Source organism: Nonomuraea basaltis (assembly GCF_005893125.1).
GTDB lineage: Bacteria > Actinomycetota > Actinomycetes > Streptosporangiales > Streptosporangiaceae > Nonomuraea > Nonomuraea basaltis.
The window spans coordinates 20,825-35,494 of the sequence record NZ_VCJS01000077.1 but is presented as its reverse complement, the minus strand read 5'-3'; the positions used below and the strand labels follow the sequence as shown (position 1 = coordinate 35,494).

General features: G+C 68.8%; 13 protein-coding genes. 7 read left to right on the top strand and 6 right to left on the bottom strand.

Annotation, left to right across the window (positions count from 1 at the left end):
• The first annotated feature begins 126 nt into the window (after positions 1-126).
• Entirely contained in the window at positions 127-1,335 is a 1,209-nt protein-coding gene (locus tag EJK15_RS31915; RefSeq protein ID WP_138714193.1) for a flavin-dependent oxidoreductase, read from the top strand.
• Positions 1,336-1,489: 154 nt separating this feature from the next.
• Here the strand turns inward: EJK15_RS31915 and EJK15_RS31910 are convergent, their stop codons facing one another.
• Positions 1,490-1,855 (bottom strand): hypothetical protein, encoded by a 366-nt coding sequence (locus EJK15_RS31910; RefSeq protein WP_138714192.1) that lies wholly within the window; start codon positions 1,853-1,855, stop codon positions 1,490-1,492.
• 137 nt (positions 1,856-1,992) lie between these two features.
• Between EJK15_RS31910 and EJK15_RS31905 the strand changes: the two genes are divergently transcribed.
• Positions 1,993-2,751, top strand: a complete 759-nt coding sequence (locus tag EJK15_RS31905) for a hypothetical protein (RefSeq protein ID WP_138714191.1) — start codon at positions 1,993-1,995, stop codon at positions 2,749-2,751.
• Positions 2,735-3,148, top strand: a complete 414-nt coding sequence (locus EJK15_RS31900) for a roadblock/LC7 domain-containing protein (RefSeq protein ID WP_240777348.1) — start codon at positions 2,735-2,737, stop codon at positions 3,146-3,148. Before EJK15_RS31905 ends, EJK15_RS31900 begins: the two co-directional genes overlap by 17 nt.
• Positions 3,149-3,253: 105 nt before the next feature.
• Here EJK15_RS31900 and EJK15_RS31895 read toward each other — a convergent pair whose 3' ends face one another.
• From EJK15_RS31895 to EJK15_RS31885, 3 genes are all read right to left on the bottom strand, one after another.
• On the bottom strand, positions 3,254-3,820 hold the full coding sequence (locus EJK15_RS31895; protein ID WP_138714190.1) for a hypothetical protein: 567 nt from the start codon (positions 3,818-3,820) through the stop codon (positions 3,254-3,256).
• A 119-nt stretch (positions 3,821-3,939) separates the two neighbouring features.
• Complete coding sequence (locus EJK15_RS31890) at positions 3,940-6,846, bottom strand: SCO7613 C-terminal domain-containing membrane protein (protein WP_138714189.1); 2,907 nt, start codon at positions 6,844-6,846, stop codon at positions 3,940-3,942.
• A gap of 45 nt (positions 6,847-6,891) precedes the next feature.
• Entirely contained in the window at positions 6,892-7,818 is a 927-nt protein-coding gene (locus tag EJK15_RS31885) for a LysR family transcriptional regulator (protein WP_138714188.1), read from the bottom strand.
• 230 nt (positions 7,819-8,048) lie between these two features.
• On the opposite strand from EJK15_RS31885, the gene EJK15_RS31880 reads away from it, so the two are divergent.
• Together EJK15_RS31880 and EJK15_RS31875 are read left to right on the top strand one after the other, a co-directional pair.
• The gene (locus EJK15_RS31880) at positions 8,049-9,410 is read left to right on the top strand and encodes an MFS transporter (protein ID WP_206061209.1); all 1,362 of its coding nucleotides are present in this window, start codon (positions 8,049-8,051) and stop codon (positions 9,408-9,410) included.
• A 208-nt stretch (positions 9,411-9,618) separates the two neighbouring features.
• Positions 9,619-10,014: a hypothetical protein gene (locus tag EJK15_RS31875; RefSeq protein ID WP_138714186.1), complete on the top strand. Its 396-nt coding sequence runs from the start codon at positions 9,619-9,621 to the stop codon at positions 10,012-10,014.
• Positions 10,015-10,045: 31 nt separating this feature from the next.
• Here EJK15_RS31875 and EJK15_RS31870 read toward each other — a convergent pair whose 3' ends face one another.
• On the bottom strand, positions 10,046-10,876 hold the full coding sequence (locus tag EJK15_RS31870; protein ID WP_138714185.1) for a TrmH family RNA methyltransferase: 831 nt from the start codon (positions 10,874-10,876) through the stop codon (positions 10,046-10,048).
• A 20-nt stretch (positions 10,877-10,896) separates the two neighbouring features.
• Complete coding sequence (locus EJK15_RS31865) at positions 10,897-11,667, bottom strand: DUF4184 family protein (RefSeq protein WP_138714184.1); 771 nt, start codon at positions 11,665-11,667, stop codon at positions 10,897-10,899.
• Positions 11,668-11,854: 187 nt separating this feature from the next.
• On the opposite strand from EJK15_RS31865, the gene EJK15_RS31860 reads away from it, so the two are divergent.
• Both EJK15_RS31860 and EJK15_RS31855 read left to right on the top strand, forming a co-directional pair.
• Positions 11,855-12,490 carry a cation diffusion facilitator family transporter gene (locus EJK15_RS31860; RefSeq protein WP_240777347.1) on the top strand — a complete coding sequence of 212 codons (636 nt, stop codon included), beginning with the start codon at positions 11,855-11,857 and terminating at the stop codon, positions 12,488-12,490.
• A 412-nt stretch (positions 12,491-12,902) separates the two neighbouring features.
• A complete protein-coding gene (locus tag EJK15_RS31855; RefSeq protein WP_138714183.1) occupies positions 12,903-14,585 on the top strand; it encodes a substrate-binding domain-containing protein in 1,683 nt (560 codons plus the stop codon).
• Positions 14,586-14,670: the final 85 nt, after the last annotated feature.

The following is a 14,670-nucleotide window of genomic DNA, read 5'->3' as shown; positions in this document are numbered from 1 at the left end:
ATGTCCCTTCCTTGACATGGGGATTGCTCTTGTATGTGCTGACCCCGGGCAGTTCGCCGCTCAAAGGTAGTGAAGATCTTGCCGACAACCGGCAAAGATCGTGGGCCTGCGAGGAGGTCGTTTCACATGCGTGTTGTCATCGCCGGTGCCGGCATCGCCGGGCTGACCGCGGCCCTGAGCCTGCATGCCGCAGGGATCACCGATGTGGTCGTCCGCGAGTCGGTCGACGAGATCCAGCCGCTGGGCGTGGGCATCAACATCCTGCCACACGCCGTGCGCGAGCTCGCCGAGCTCGGCCTGGGCGACCGCCTGGCGGAGATCGGCGTGCCGACGGCGGATCTGACCTTCGTCAACCGTTACGGGCAGGTCATCTGGTCCGAGCCGCGCGGGCTGAACGCGGGCTACAAGTGGCCCCAGTATTCGATACACCGGGGAAGGCTGCAGTTCATGCTCCTGGACGCGGTCAGGGAGCGTCTCGGCCCGGAGGCGGTGGTGACGGGGTCGCCCGTCACCGAACTCGATCACGATGCCGACGTGCTCGTAGGCGCCGACGGCATCCGCTCCGGCGTCAGAGCCGCCCTGTTCCCCGACGAGGGCGCGCCGTTGTGGAGCGGCGAGGTGCTGTGGCGCGGCACCACGTACAGCAAGCCGTTCATGACCGGCAGGTCCATGCTCATGGCCGGTGACGACGTGCAGAAGGTCGTCGTCTACCCCATCGCGCCGCCGGACCCCGACGGCAACGTGCTGATCAACTGGGCCATCCAGCGCCGGGCTCCCGAAACCACACCGCGAGGCGACTGGAACCGGCCGGTGGACATCGGCAAGTTCATCCACCACGTGGCGGACTGGCGGTTCGACTGGCTCGACGTCCCCAAGCTCATCTCGGCCGCGGAGGCGGTGTACGAGTATCCGATGGTGGACCGGGACCCGTTGCCGTATTGGTCGACGGAGAAGGTCACCCTGATGGGCGACGCCGCGCACCCCATGTACCCCACCGGCTCCAACGGTGCCGTACAGGCCATCATCGACGCTCGCGTCCTGGCCTACGCCCTGGCGACCGGGCGCGGCCTGGACTTCTACGAGAGCCGGCGCCGGCCGGTCACGAGCAAGATCGTGCTGGCCAACCGGCAGGACGGGCCCGAGGTCATCTTGAGGACGGCTCACCAGCGAGCCCCGCGGGGTTTCAGCGACATCGAGGAGGTCATGCCGCTGGCCGAGCGCGAGGAGATCGCTCTGCATTACAAGCAGATGGCCGGGTTCGTCCCGGAGGTGCTGAACGAGCGTCCAAGCTGGTCGGTACGCGCAGAGGAGCACACCGACGCCCCTTCGCAGTGAACGGAGGCAGCCGCCGATCTGAAGATCGCGCCGACGACGACCACACGGGCGCTACCAGGCCCATCCGGGGCGGCGAGCGGATACTCCTGCAGAGGAGAGCAGGAGCCGGCCGCCTTCGAGAACGACTCTCGTCAGATATTCATTACCGTCAGAGTCAGAGGGAAATCGCACCCTCGATACGCTTGAGACTATGCCGGGCAAGCGCGAGATTGGCGCGGTCCCGGTCGAGGACGATGTACAGGAAGAGCTGGCCGCCAGGAGCCGAGAGCAGCCGGATGACGTGATACTGCTTCCTCAGTGTGATCAGGATGTCCTCGATCTCTTCGTCCATGTTGAGCGTGGCCAGGGTGCGCAGCTTGGCCCGTACGACGTCAGTGTTCCCGGCAGCCGCGAGCTCCAGGTCGAGATCGCGGCCGCCCCCGACGGCGCCCAGAGCCATGCCGCTGCCGTAATCGACGAGCGCCGCACCCAGCGCACCCTCAATGGTCATTGCTTCTTTGAGCGCAGTATCGATGTTCATTTGGCCCTTTCTGATCTTTTGCACCTACAGGGACATAAAGTACTCTTGTGGCTCCAGATAGTGAAGGGCCGTAAGTGTCAGCGCAAGAGGTCGAAGACTTGAGCCCTGTGGGCTCAATGCTGCGATACGGCACGCAAGTGATGCCCTCCGGTCGGCTGCGGGTCGACGGCAGCCCCGGCGGCGTCGTCCACTTGCGAAACGGCCTTGTGATCGCCGCCACCACCCCGGCGTCGCCCGGCCCGGAGTCGCTGCTCATCCGGTCGGGGCGCGTCAGCGAGTCCGCTTGGAACGCCGCATTCACGGCCGGCGCTCCCGCTGGACGGGTCGGTCCCGAGCTCATCGCGCGCGACAGCGTCGGCATCGCCGGGCTGGAGGCGGTGTGCCTCTCGGCCACGTTCGACGCCCTCTTCGCGATGGCCCTGTTCGGCGCCGGGCCCGGGGCGATGGAGCCTCTGGGCCCCGACGACCTCCTGCCTCAGCTGCTGGTACTTCCCGGCATCCCCGTCGAACGCCTGGATCGCGAGACCGCACGCCGCCTGGAGATCGCCTCCAGCTGGGAGGACGCAGGTGTGACACCTCAGTGCAGGCCGCTGGCCGTGCGGCCGGCGGCTGCCCCGGCGATCCAGGCTGCCGCGTTACGCCACTCCGTACTCGCCAAGGCCACGGGCCGCCGCACCCCCCGCGACATCGCCTTCTCTCTCGGCCAGGGCCTCTTCGTCGTCATGCAGGAAATCGCGCATATGGTGCAGGAAGGGCTGCTCGACCCGAGCCCGACCGCGGCGGACGCCGATGACCATCCCACCGACACTTCGTTGCGCCTCCCGCTGCTACCACGCCGCAGTGCGGCAGCAGGCACGATCGCAGGAGCGCTGAACACCGATGACCACAGTAATTAGCAGCGAGGAAGTCGTGATCATGGCGCAGAACCCGATTCTCACGGAGCTTCACCTCCTTCGAGAGCAGGTGACGGGGGTGATGGAAACCGCTGTCGCAACGGTGGACGGACTGCTCGTCGTCGCCGATACGGACGGCGCCCGGCCCGAGGTGGTGTCGGCACTGGCCGCCGCGACCCTCGGTCTCGGGAAACGCACCGGGGCGGAGGTGGGCATGGGAGACCTGCGCGAGGTCGTGATCCGGTGTCGCGGCGGCTACATCGTCGTGTACGCCGTGGGGCGGATGGGCCTGCTCGCCGTACTGGCCGACGAGGGGCTGGACGTACCGCGGTTGCACGTGGAGTCGCGCCCCACGGTCGAGCGGCTGGACATCCTGCTCACGAAGGGAAGCCTCAACTGAGGGGAGACCGCCAGGGAGCGGGCGGGTGTCAGCGGCACCGGCCACTCCACTCGCCGTCACGCCCGCCTTCGGCCGGCATGGCTGTCACATCTGGAGTCGACGACGTCATTGACGCCAGGATTTGGCGTACTTGCTGCGGTATTTGAGGTCGTCCTCGGTCTCGATGAGCGCCTGTGCCCGTCGCTCGATCGTCTCATCGCCGGTGGCCTTGTGCAGGTTTCGCAGTCCGACGACGATGTCGTTCCGGATGAGGGTGGAGTTCTTCTCCGGCGCGCAATCGGCGAATCGAGCGGCCAGCGCGCCGACCACGGCCGTCCGCTGGGCGGGTCCGGCGAGCCCGATCTTCCACAAGGACTGCAGGCAGTGCCGCGCCGTCACGAACCGCTTGTCCCTGGTCACTTCGATCAGCGGGGCGAGGCCGTCCAGAATGCGCTGCTCCGGGTCGCTGAGAGCCAGGTTGCAGAGGATCTGCGCCGCGATCGCGCGGTTGTGATTGTCCTCATGGGCAAGGTTGCCGACCACCTCGTCCCACACCTCGTAAGCCCAGGAAACCGGCTCCCCGGTCGCCTTCATCATCTCCTCATAGGCGGCGTTCTGCCGCTCCCGGTCCTCCGACCAGAGGTCGCTGAACCCTTGCGGCGCCGAACTGCTGATCACAAGCTCGTCTCCCATCTCGAACGGCAACAAGCGTGATCACTTCACGCCCATCAAACCACGGCAGGCGATCGCGGCGGCGGCCACCACGTTGAGCGAGCCCACGCCGTTGGACAACGCCGCCGCGCTCCAGATGTTCACCGCAACTTTGCGACGGCATCCTTGAGCCTGATCACGTCGCGTTTGCGCGCCTCATAGGTCGCGCCCACCACCAGGAGCAGCAGCCCGCCGACCGCGATCGGCATCCACCTCGGCACCACGCCCACCAGCTCCGCGATCCATGGCGCGAGCTCCCGCAGCGTCACCGCCGCCAGCGTGAGCCCGCCGAGCACCGCCGGGGCCTGCAGCCTGCCCTTCGCCCCGGCAAGGGTCACGGCCAGCGCGGCGATCCCCAGCAGCAGCGAGCGGAGCGAGCCGGCCTCGGCCAGCAAGCTCGGCGCGAACGCCAACGCCAGGCCCGGCCCGTAGACCGGCCAGGACGAGATCTGCCTGCCCCTTGTGCGCCACCAGCCGAGCGCGAGCAGCACCAGCGCGAAAGGCAGCGTGTAGGCCTCGATCGCCTCCACCCCCATGGCCCGCGCGACCGCGACCGCCTCCCCGGCGACGAGCAGGCCCGAGACGGCCATGGCGGCGAACCTGGCCCTGCCCAGCACGGCCGACGCTCCGGCGACCAGCGCCAGCGCGGGCAGCACCGCCAGCGTCGCCCACTGGAACGCCAGCGCCCAGCCGATGGCGAGCGAGCCCAGCCAGAGCGCCGCACCCGCACCCATCCGGTTCCTGGTGGCCACGGCCGCGGCTGCCGCCGTTCCCGCCACCAGCAGGACCAGGACCAGCGGGTACGGCATGGGCACCGTGACCGGGACCACCGCGACCACGACGGACCCGATGATCACCGCCGCGAACGGGCGGGTGACGAGTGTCAGTACCGCTCCTGACAGAGCGAGGGCAGGCGCGACCAGCAGGCGCTGTTCGGCGAGTTGCGGCAGGCCCCGCCAGGGGGCGACCGCCGGAACGTAGGAGCCGAGCACGGAGGCGACGGCGTCGATGACCGGCAGAACGGACAGTGTCGCGAGAACGACGGCCAGTCCATGGCCGAACGTCCTCGGCGACCAGACCCCCGGCTGTGCGGACGGCGTATCGTCGTCGTGCTTTGCGGGCGGCGTGCCGTACCCGGCGGCAAGGGCCAGGGCGGCCGCCACGGCCAGCCCCACCGCGCAGGAGTCCAGCACGGGCAGGCCGGCTCCGGCGAGCAGCGCCCACAGCAGTCCGCCGCCGCTCAGCACCGCTCCGGTCAGCGCGGCGGGCCTGCGGTAGAGGATCGCCCACGCGGCGAAGAGGACCCCGAGCGTCACGTAGGTCGCACCCTCCATGGCCAGCGACCAGGTGACGGCCTGAACGGCAGCGAACCCGGCCGCCCAGGTGGCGGCCTGATACCTCGTCGCGACCGCCGTGAGCAGCAGCGCGAGAGCGACGAACACGGCGACCGCCGGTACGTAGCCGAGCCCGTAGGCCACCGGCACCAGCACGACCGCCGGCGTGCCGAACACGAATGCGCCCGGATTCCGCCTCCACCTGGCGAGTACGGCGCAGGCCAGCGCCAGCAGCGCAAAGGCGATCGTGGCGGGGCGCGCGATCCCGACCGGGGCCCATGGCCAGGCAGGGCCGGCCCAGACCTCGTCCAGCCGGCTGAGCGGGCTGAGCAGGACGATCACCGCCTCAGGCGTGAGCGGCAGCGCGGACACCAGAGCGAGCACACCGCCGGAGGCCACACCCGCCGTGCGCAGGCGGCTCGGCAACAGCACGGCGAGAGCCATCACGGCCAGGGCGGCGGCGGTGTACGGCAGGACCTGCCAGTCGTCTCGCAGCAGCGGGCGGATCGGCGCGGCCAGGGCGAGGGTCAGAGCCGTCGCCGCCAGGACGACGGGAAGCGCGCGAGTGGAGCCGTCCACACGCAGGGCGATGAACATGCCGACGGCGGCGAGCACGACCAGCGCTCCCGCGTGCGGCAGGGCGGCAATGACGGTCTCGGCGATCACCGTGAGGAAGCCGGCCGTCATGAGGGCGATCGTCCCGGTGCTGCCGAGGCAGACGGCCGCGGTCACACGGAGCCCCCGCGTCCGTGCTGCCGCGGCCCGGCGGGCGGCGATCCAGACGCCCGCGTCCAGCACGGCCGTGGTGGTGAGGGCCACGGTCAACCAGGTACGGCCCGCGTCGATCGCCAGCAGCGGCAGCGGGATCTGGATCAGCACGATCGCGATGGGCATCGGCAGCGTGAGCCGGAGGAGCCTGGCATACGCCGCCGCCACGAGCGCCGTCAGCCCGATCGCCCCCGCTGCGTAGTCCGCCCCCGACAGGCTGTCGAGCAGGCCGACGCGGCGGGCCGCATAGCCGTCGAGCAGCATCAGCGCCAGACCCAGCGCCCCGACCGTCTCGGCGGTCGAGGTGAGGCCCCGCCTGAGCAGGAGCGCGGGTACGGCCAGCGTCACCCCGGTGATCGCCACGAGGACCGCGCTCCGCCCGGCGATACCGAGATGGCCCCAGCTCACCAGGATGAACACGACCGCCGCCACCGTGAGCAGGAGGCCACCGAGGATCAGCAGCAGGTTCTGCGTGGTCCTGCGCGAGACCTCCTGAGCGGGCCACGGCCGGCCCGCAGAAGCACGGTCACCAGCGCCTGAACCGGCAGCACCGCCGGCCCACCCGCGGGCCCCGGCCACCACCGGCTGCTCGTCGGCCCCGGCACCCTGCCGCCCTTCTGCCTCGGCCTCCCCCGGACCGCCGCTCGACCGGGAGCCCGTAGCGATACGTTCGCGGTCCACCCTGAGCAGGCTGAGCAGATACCCGCGTCGCCCGAGCAGTTGGGCCTCGCGCGCCCGCAGGCTTGCCAGCGCGCCGTCCACCTGCCACAGCTCCGCCGCGACGGGCCCGCTCAGCGGCAGGCCGCAGCGCGGGCACGCGCGTACGGGCCCGCTGAGCGCACTGCCACATTCAGGGCAGGACGGCCTCAGCCCAGCAGCCGGAAATTGCGCGCTATCGGAATGCATAGAGAGAACAATGCCGTCTCCGGAGGACCGTTCGCTTGGGCCGAGCTACTCACCCACGCCTGAGCGCATCGACTCAGGCCCGCCGAAGCGACACACACCGAGCACGCTGTTGCGCAGCCATCGGTGAGCCGGGTCTGCGTCGAGTCGGACGTGCCACAGCAGCGACACCGTCACTTCGGGAGCGCTGAAGGGCAGCTCGAAGGAGCGCATCCCTCGCCGCAGGTTCTCGGTGTGACGCTCCGGAACCGTGGCAACCAGGTCCGAAGCCTTCGCCAGGGCCAACGCGGCGCTGAAGCCGTCGACGACCGTCACGATTTCCCGCCGGCGGCCCGTCGGGCGAAGAGCCTCATCCACCAGCCCCTCCGTCAGACCGCGCCGCGAGACGTGCACGTGTCGCGAGGAGGCATACCGGGCCGTCGTCACCTTCCCGGTGCTCAGCGGGTGCTCGCTCCGCACCACCCCGATGAACCGGTCGGTGAACAGGGGCTTGCTCAACACGTCCGGAGCCAGAGCGTGCTCGACGACGCCCGTCTCCAGGTCGACCATGCCCTCTCGCAAGGGACCTGCGTCCTTCTTGGTCTTCTGCAGGAACCGCAGTCGCACGCCAGGGGCCTCTCTGCCGACCTTGGCGACCAACGCGGGACCGAATCTTTCCACGAATCCATCGCTGCTGCGCAACGCGAAAGTCCTCTCCAGCGTCGCCAGGTCCAGCTTCTCGGCCGGCCGCAATACCTCTTCGGCGTCCTGGACCAAGCCATGCACGCGCTCGCGCAACTCCAAGGCGCGGGGCGTGGGCACCAGCCCTCGGCCGGCCCGCACCAGCAGCGGGTCACCCGTGGCTCGCCGCAATCGCGCGAGCGCGCGACTCATCGCAGACGGACTGAGCGCAAGCCGTTCTCCCGCCCGCGTCACGCTGCACTCCTCGAGCAGGACGTCCAGCGTGACCAGCAAATTCAGATCGGGCCGGGCCATGCGAACACGATCTCACAGAAAAACCAGACATGGCGCTTCATACACAAATGGCTTTCCATCATTGCGCCTTCCGCCAGGTCGGAACCGAGACCTACGTTCATTGCGACCCCGGACTCCAGGAAGAGGCCATCATCTTGAGACCAGCAACCCCTGCGGGCACCGAGCCTGAGCAGACATCGCCTGCACGCCGTCCACCACTGGCCTGGGCGCTCACCGCACTGTCGCTGTCCATGCTCCTGCCCTCACTGAGCATCAGCAGCGCAAACGTCGGCCTGCCGAACATGGCTGCGGCCTTCGACGCGGCCTTCAACGAGGTCCAGTGGGTCGTGATCGCCTACCTTCTGGCCATCACGACACTGATCATCGGAGTCGGCCGACTCGGCGACCTCGCCGGCCGACGTCGCCTCCTGCTGAGTGGCATCGCCGTGTTCACCCTCGCGACGCTGCTGTGCGGTCTCGCCCCGAACCTTCCCCTCCTGGTCGCCGCCCGGGCACTCCAAGGAGTCGGCGCCGCGTGCATGATGGCGCTGACCATGGCCTTCGTCGGCGAGACGGTGCCCAAGGGCCGTACCGGCAGGGTCATGGGACTGCTCGGAACGATGTCAGCAGTCGGCACGGCGCTAGGACCCTCCCTCGGTGGAGTCCTGATCGCGGTCTTCGGCTGGCGTGCGATCTTCCTGGTCGGCGTGCCGCTCGGCCTTCTCACGCTCGCGCTCACATTCCAGGTGCTGCCCGGCTCCGCACCAGCGACGAGCTCCGCACGCCAGCGGTTCGACACCGTGGGCGCGGCGTTACTGGCGATCACCCTGGGCGCGTACGCGCTGGCCATGACGGTCGAAGGGAACTCGTTCGGCCCGCTGGCCATCGGATTGCTCATCATCTCGGGGGCAGGCCTCGCCCTGTTCGTCATCACCGAGAGCCGGGTCTCATCCCCGCTGCTCACCCTTTCGACGCTCCGCGACCCCGTCCTCACCGCCGGCCTGACGACGAGCGCCCTGGTCTCGACCGTCATGATGACCACTCTCGTCGTGGGGCCCTTCCACCTGGCCGGGGCACTCGACCTCGACCCGGCCATTGTCGGTCTGGTGATGTCAGCGGGCCCCGCAGTGTCCGCCCTCACCGGCGTCCCGGCAGGCCGCGCCACCGATCGCTTCGGAGCCGAGGCCATGGTGGTCGTCGGGCTCATCGGCATCATCGGCGGCGCCGTAATGCTCTCCTTGATGCCCACGGCAGCCGGTGTGATCGGATATGTCCTGCCCCTGGTTGCCGTCACCGCCGGCTACGCGCTGTTTCAGGCAGCCAACAACACCGCGGTCATGAAGGATGTCTCCTCGCGCCAGCGTGGCCTGGTGTCGGGCATGCTGAATCTCTCCCGGAACCTGGGCCTCATGACCGGCGCGTCGGTCATGGGGGCGGTCTTCTCCTTCGCCGCCGGCACGAGTGATGTGACCACAGCCGCGTCAGCGGAGGTGGCTCGCGGGACCCACTGGACTTTCGCCGTCGCGGCCCTGCTCGTGACCTTCGGTCTGGCCGTGGTCCTGGGGCTTCGGCTGCGTTCTCGGCTCTCGCCGGGCCACAGCGCTGACACCTAGAGGCTTGGCAGGGCGAGCAGTACAAGATGGGCAGTCCGCCTAAAGGGCGCCTTTGTGTTCGGGAACATCGGCGCGCCCTGAGGTCACGGCGGGATCGCCGGCCGTATGGCAGCATGAACGGCGGGATAGGCCACGCGAGCCCTGTGCAGTGTTTCACGAACTACCTCGGCGGAAATACGGGCAACAGCAACCGAGTTTGGAGGATGCTTTGTATAGCAAGAAAATCCTGATCCGCAAAGCTGCCGCACGGGCGCTCGTGCTCACGACAATCGCTTCGTTGTTCACCGTCACGGCGCCCTCCGCCCGGGCCGAGCCAAGCGGCTACTACTTGCAGTGCAGCATGAACGGGTGGGTCTTCAGCGTTGACGACCCGGGCCAGTGTTACGACGGCGTCGTCTCGGTAAAGAGCCTTCGGGACAATTCGGTCTATTACCGGATCGACGTTTACAAAGCCCGTTGGAACCAGAAACAGTTCCAGACCTGGGAACAGGTGTACGACGGCTGCACATCGCACTGGATCTGCAGCGCGGTCGCCACTGCGGTGCTCGCGAAATTCATCAAACCGCTGAAATTGCTGTGGGTCTGGCTCAAGAAACAGCCCTAGACGGATTTTCGTCCACAAAGTGGAGCATTGGTCAGTCCTGCTCAGAGGAGAAGTCCGCTGATCGCATCAGCCCATGGCAGGCGATGGCCGCCGCAGCCACAACGTTCAGCGAGTCCACGCCGGCGGCCATCGCCCCCGCGCTCATCGGGATGCACACCGCCTGGTCGGCTTCCTCCAGCCAGTGCGAGGACAGCCCGTCGCCCTCGGAGCCCAGCAGCAGCGCCACTCGATCTCGCAGCTTGACGGCATCCATAGGTGTGGCTGTTTGATCCGGAGTCAGAGCAAGCGTCTGGAAGCCCGTCTCACGAAGCTGCTCCAGGCCCGTGTACCAGTGGTCCATCCGCGCGTACGGGATCGAGAACACCGCCCCCATCGACACCTTCACGGCACGCCGGTACAGCGGATCGGCGCAGCGCGGCGACAGGATGATCCCGTCCACCCCCAGCGCGGCGGCCGACCTGAAGATCGCGCCCACATTCGAGTGGTCGACCAGGTCCTCCAGAACCAGCAGGCGCCGGGCCCCGCCCTTGAGCAGGGTCTCCACGGCGGGCAGCGGGAGGCGCTCCATCGAGGCGAGGGCGCCGCGGTGGACGGGGAAGCCGGCGATGCTCGACATGATCTCGTCGGTCACCACGTAGACGGTGGCGTCGCCGAGGACGTCCGTCAGCTGGGTCAGCCAGCGGCGGGTGGTCAGGACCGAGCGGATCGGGTAGCCGGCGCCGATGGCGCGCCTGATGACCTTCTCGCCCTCGGCGAGAAAGAGGCCGCGTTCGGCCTCGAGGCTCTTGCGCAGCTCCACGTCGCGCAGCCGGGTGTAGTCGGAGAGGCGCGGGTCGTCGGCGTCGGTGACGTACTCAAGCACCCTCCCGATACTGCCAGTGCTCAGACACGTCCCGATACTGCCATGCGCCGCCTGACCTGCCAGGCCACCGCGTAGCACGCGAGCACCAGGCACAGCCCGATCACCGTGCCGGCGCCGGTCTTGGTGATGACGCTGGGCAGGCCGAGGGCCGGGCTGGGCTCGTCCACGAGGGGCCAGAGGAACGCGCCGGCGACGACGCCGGCCGAGGCGGCCGCCATGACGACCCGCCGCAGGCGTGGGGAGATCTTCAAACGGTCGGGTACGGCCATCGGCGCCATTCTGGACAGCTCTCGCCACCCCCACCACACCACGGCGGCCAGGCCGATCACGGACGACGTGTACTGCAGAAGGCGGAAGAGCCTGATCACACCGAAGACCGAGACGGACAGCCAGGGACCCCACTCCGTGGGGCCGGTGGAGTGGGTGAAGGAGTCCCACAGGACGTGCGAGGCCGCGCCGATAACGGCGCCCGCGGCGATGGGGAGCGGCCGGAGCCGGTCGGGGGCCAGCAGCGCGGCGCGGCCGGCCAGCGACGGCGGGAGCAGGGAGATCAGCGGATCCCTGAAGACGGCGTGGAACAGCGGCACCAGCACCAGCACCGCGAACAGGTCGATGGTGACGACGCCGGCCCAGGAGTGCCAGTTGGTGTAGTCGGGCAGAAACGGCAGGAAGATCGGCAGATCCGGGACCATCGCCCCCATCGCCAGCGCCCACGGGTCGACGAACCGGCGTACACGCGGCGACGAGATCAACGGCACGACGGCGGCCATGTGACTGGGCGTGAACGGCACGATCCTTCTCCCCCCGAACGACCCGAATGCCACGAAACTACCCCGAATCGACCCCCGACGATCATCGCTGATCATATGCGGGGAATCTTGACCATCCTTTGCCGACGCCTTCCGAAGCCACGATCCGTGATGGGTACGTTACGTATCGCTGTCGACGGCCGGATAGCCGGGAGTTCGGGGGTTCACGGTGCCTGACCAGCGGATTCATGAGCGTCCGGCCGCGTCAGCCGACTGGCTGCGCGCCGCCCGCTCGGCGCGCGCGCTCTCGGTGGTCACGCTCGCCTGGCTGGGTGTGGAAAGCACGCTCGGCCTGGCGGCGGGCTTGTCCGCGCACTCGGTCGCGCTGATCGGGTGGGCGCTGTCCGCGCTGGTGGAGGCGGCGGCAAGCCTGATCGTCCTGTGGCGGTTCACCGGGAAGCGCACGCTGTCGCCGAGCGCGGAGAGCTCCGCCAGGCGGGCGATCGCGCTGAGCTTGTGGCTGCTCGCTCCCTACCTCGTCGTGCACGTGGCGCACGATCTGGGCGAGGGGCACCGGGCGGCGCCGAGCGTGCTGGGGATCGTGGTGACGACGTTCAGCCTGGTCAGCATGCCGATTCTGGGGATGGCCAAGCGGCGGCTCGGCCGGCGGCTGGCCTCCACGGCCACGTCCGGCGAGGGCACGCAGAACCTGATCTGCGGGGCCATGGCGGCCGGCGTACTGACAGGGCTGTGGCTCAACACCCTGGGCTGGTGGTGGGTCGACCCGGCCGTGGCGGTGGCGCTGGCGGCGGTCGCGGTACGGGAGGGGAGGCGGGCCTGGCGCGGTCACAGCTGCCATCATTGAGCACCGGCCATCATGAAGGACCGGCCGCAATGGAGCGCCGGCCGTCATTGAGCGCCGATGGTTTCACCTGCCGCCGCAAAACACGACACACGCGCATTTGCCGACATTTCTCGCAATGTTGATGTTGAACGCATCGCATTAGAGAGTGCCGCCATCGCCGGCATCCGGTCACGCTTGCCGCCAACCGCCGCAACGCAGCGTAATCGTGGCACCAAAAGGGCTGTTTTGCACCACTGACCGCACCGAGTATCGTTCCCGGAGTAATTGCGGAGCATCTCCCGCTAGGGTCTCCGGAAGGTCTCAACACACCTAAGAGGACATCGTGGGGCGACACCGCACAGACGAGCTCGACGGCGGATACAGAGCCAGCGAACCCCCCTCCCGCAGGCGGTCACGGGGCGGCCGTGGCCGCGTGCTCGTGCCGCTGGCCGGGGCCGTCGCCCTGGCCGTGCTCCTCGGTGTGGCCGCGTTCGTGATTTTCAACCGCGACCACGACTGCTCGGGCGGCAAGCTGCCGCTGCGCGTCGTCGCGACCCCCGACATCCAGCCTGCGCTCAACAAGATCGCCGGCAACTACAACAAGGCCATGCACTCGATCGACAGCAAGTGCGTCGACGTGACGGTGGCCAAGGAGGCGGCGGCCAGGACCGCGAACGCGCTGGCCGCGGGCAAGGCCACCGCCGACTTCTGGGTGGCGGACTCCAGCCTGCTCATGGAGACCATGCGCACGACGCCGGCGGGCAAGGCGCTGCCGGAGACGGAGGGCTCGATCGCGACCTCCCCCGTCGTGCTGGCGGCGGCCAAGTCCGCCGCGGCGAAGCTGTCGGGCAGCCTCACGCCGAGCTGGTCCGGCATGATCGCGGCGGCGAACGTGGCAAACGTGGACGGGCCCGGCAAGAAGGTGCGCGTGCTCGCCCTCGACCCGCAGAAGAACTCCGCCGGCCTGGCCGCGCTGCTGGCCGCGGCGGGCACGGCCAAGGAGGCCGGGCAGGACAAGGCGCTGGTGGGAGCGCTGAAGGAGCTGTCCGGCCAGATGGCGTCCGACTCGACGGCGCTGCTGGCGAGCCTCACCGTGAAGTCCGGCAGCAAGGTCCCGGTGGGCGTGACCTCCGAGCAGGCCATCTACGCCCACAACACGAAGAAGCCGGAGGCTCCGGTGGTCGCCCTCTACCCGGAGGAGGGCACGCTCAGCCTCGACTACCCGGTCACGATCCTCACCAAGGACGCGGCGACGCTGAAGGCGGCGGCGGACTTCAAGCAGGCGCTGACCACGGAATCGGCCGTGAAGATCCTGCACGAGGCCGGTTTCCGCACGACCGACGGCAAGGCGGGCGCCACGCTGTCGAAGGAGAAGGGGTTCACTCCGGAGACCCCGCCGGCGCTGAACCCGCCGGACGGCGCGACCGTGGCGCGGATGGTGCAGACCTGGTCCAGGCTGAACCTCGGCACCCGGCTGCTCACCCTCCTCGACGTCTCGGGGACGATGGCGCTGCCGGTGACGGGCACGGGCATGACCCGCATGCAGGCCATCGGTAAGATCGCCACGGAGGGCCTCAGCCTGTTCCCCGCCGACTCCGAGCTGGGCGTGTGGACGTTCTCCACGCATCTGGACGGCCGGGGCAAGGACTGGAAGGAGCTCGTCCCCGTCGGCCCGCTGACCGAGAGCCTCAACGGCACGCTCCGCAAGGATCTCCTGGTCAAGCAGCTCACCACGACCCAGGCCAAGGCGACGGGCGACACCGGGCTGAACGACACGCTCAAGGCCGCGTACACGGAGATGATCAAGACGTACCAGCAGGACAAGATCAATACGATTTTGATCCTCACGGACGGCGCGGGCAACGACGACCCCGACGGCGGGATCAAGAACCCGGCGATCCTGAAGTTCCTGCAGGAGACGTACAACCCCAAGCGGCCGGTCAGCATCATCCTCATCGCCTTCGGGCCGGACGCCGCGCCAGGCAAGCAGCAGATGGACGCGCTCGCCAAGGCCACCGGCGGCGAGGCGTACATCGCCAAGAACATCCTGCAGGTCCGCGACTTCTTCCTGCAGGGCATGGAGCGCCGCCTCTGCTCCCCGAACTGCGACGGCTGAGCCCCGGCGCCAGCCGGCCTCCACGGAGCGGAGGCAATAAGCAGAGTCATGCCTGTTGGGCATGGCGGGCGAACCTGCCAGAGCA

Bases quoted from the DNA above. Each gene is read 5' to 3' on its own strand.
- EJK15_RS31915 (WP_138714193.1), top strand. From the start codon at position 127: ATGCGTGTTGTCATCGCCGGTGCCGGCATCGCCGGGCTGACCGCGGCC.
- EJK15_RS31910 (WP_138714192.1), bottom strand. From the start codon at position 1,855: ATGAACATCGATACTGCGCTCAAAGAAGCAATGACCATTGAGGGTGCG.
- EJK15_RS31900 (WP_240777348.1), top strand. From the start codon at position 2,735: ATGACCACAGTAATTAGCAGCGAGGAAGTCGTGATCATGGCGCAGAAC.
- EJK15_RS31895 (WP_138714190.1), bottom strand. From the start codon at position 3,820: ATGGGAGACGAGCTTGTGATCAGCAGTTCGGCGCCGCAAGGGTTCAGC.
- EJK15_RS31890 (WP_138714189.1), bottom strand. From the start codon at position 6,846: ATGCATTCCGATAGCGCGCAATTTCCGGCTGCTGGGCTGAGGCCGTCC.
- EJK15_RS31885 (WP_138714188.1), bottom strand. From the start codon at position 7,818: ATGGCCCGGCCCGATCTGAATTTGCTGGTCACGCTGGACGTCCTGCTC.
- EJK15_RS31880 (WP_206061209.1), top strand. From the start codon at position 8,049: ATGCTCCTGCCCTCACTGAGCATCAGCAGCGCAAACGTCGGCCTGCCG.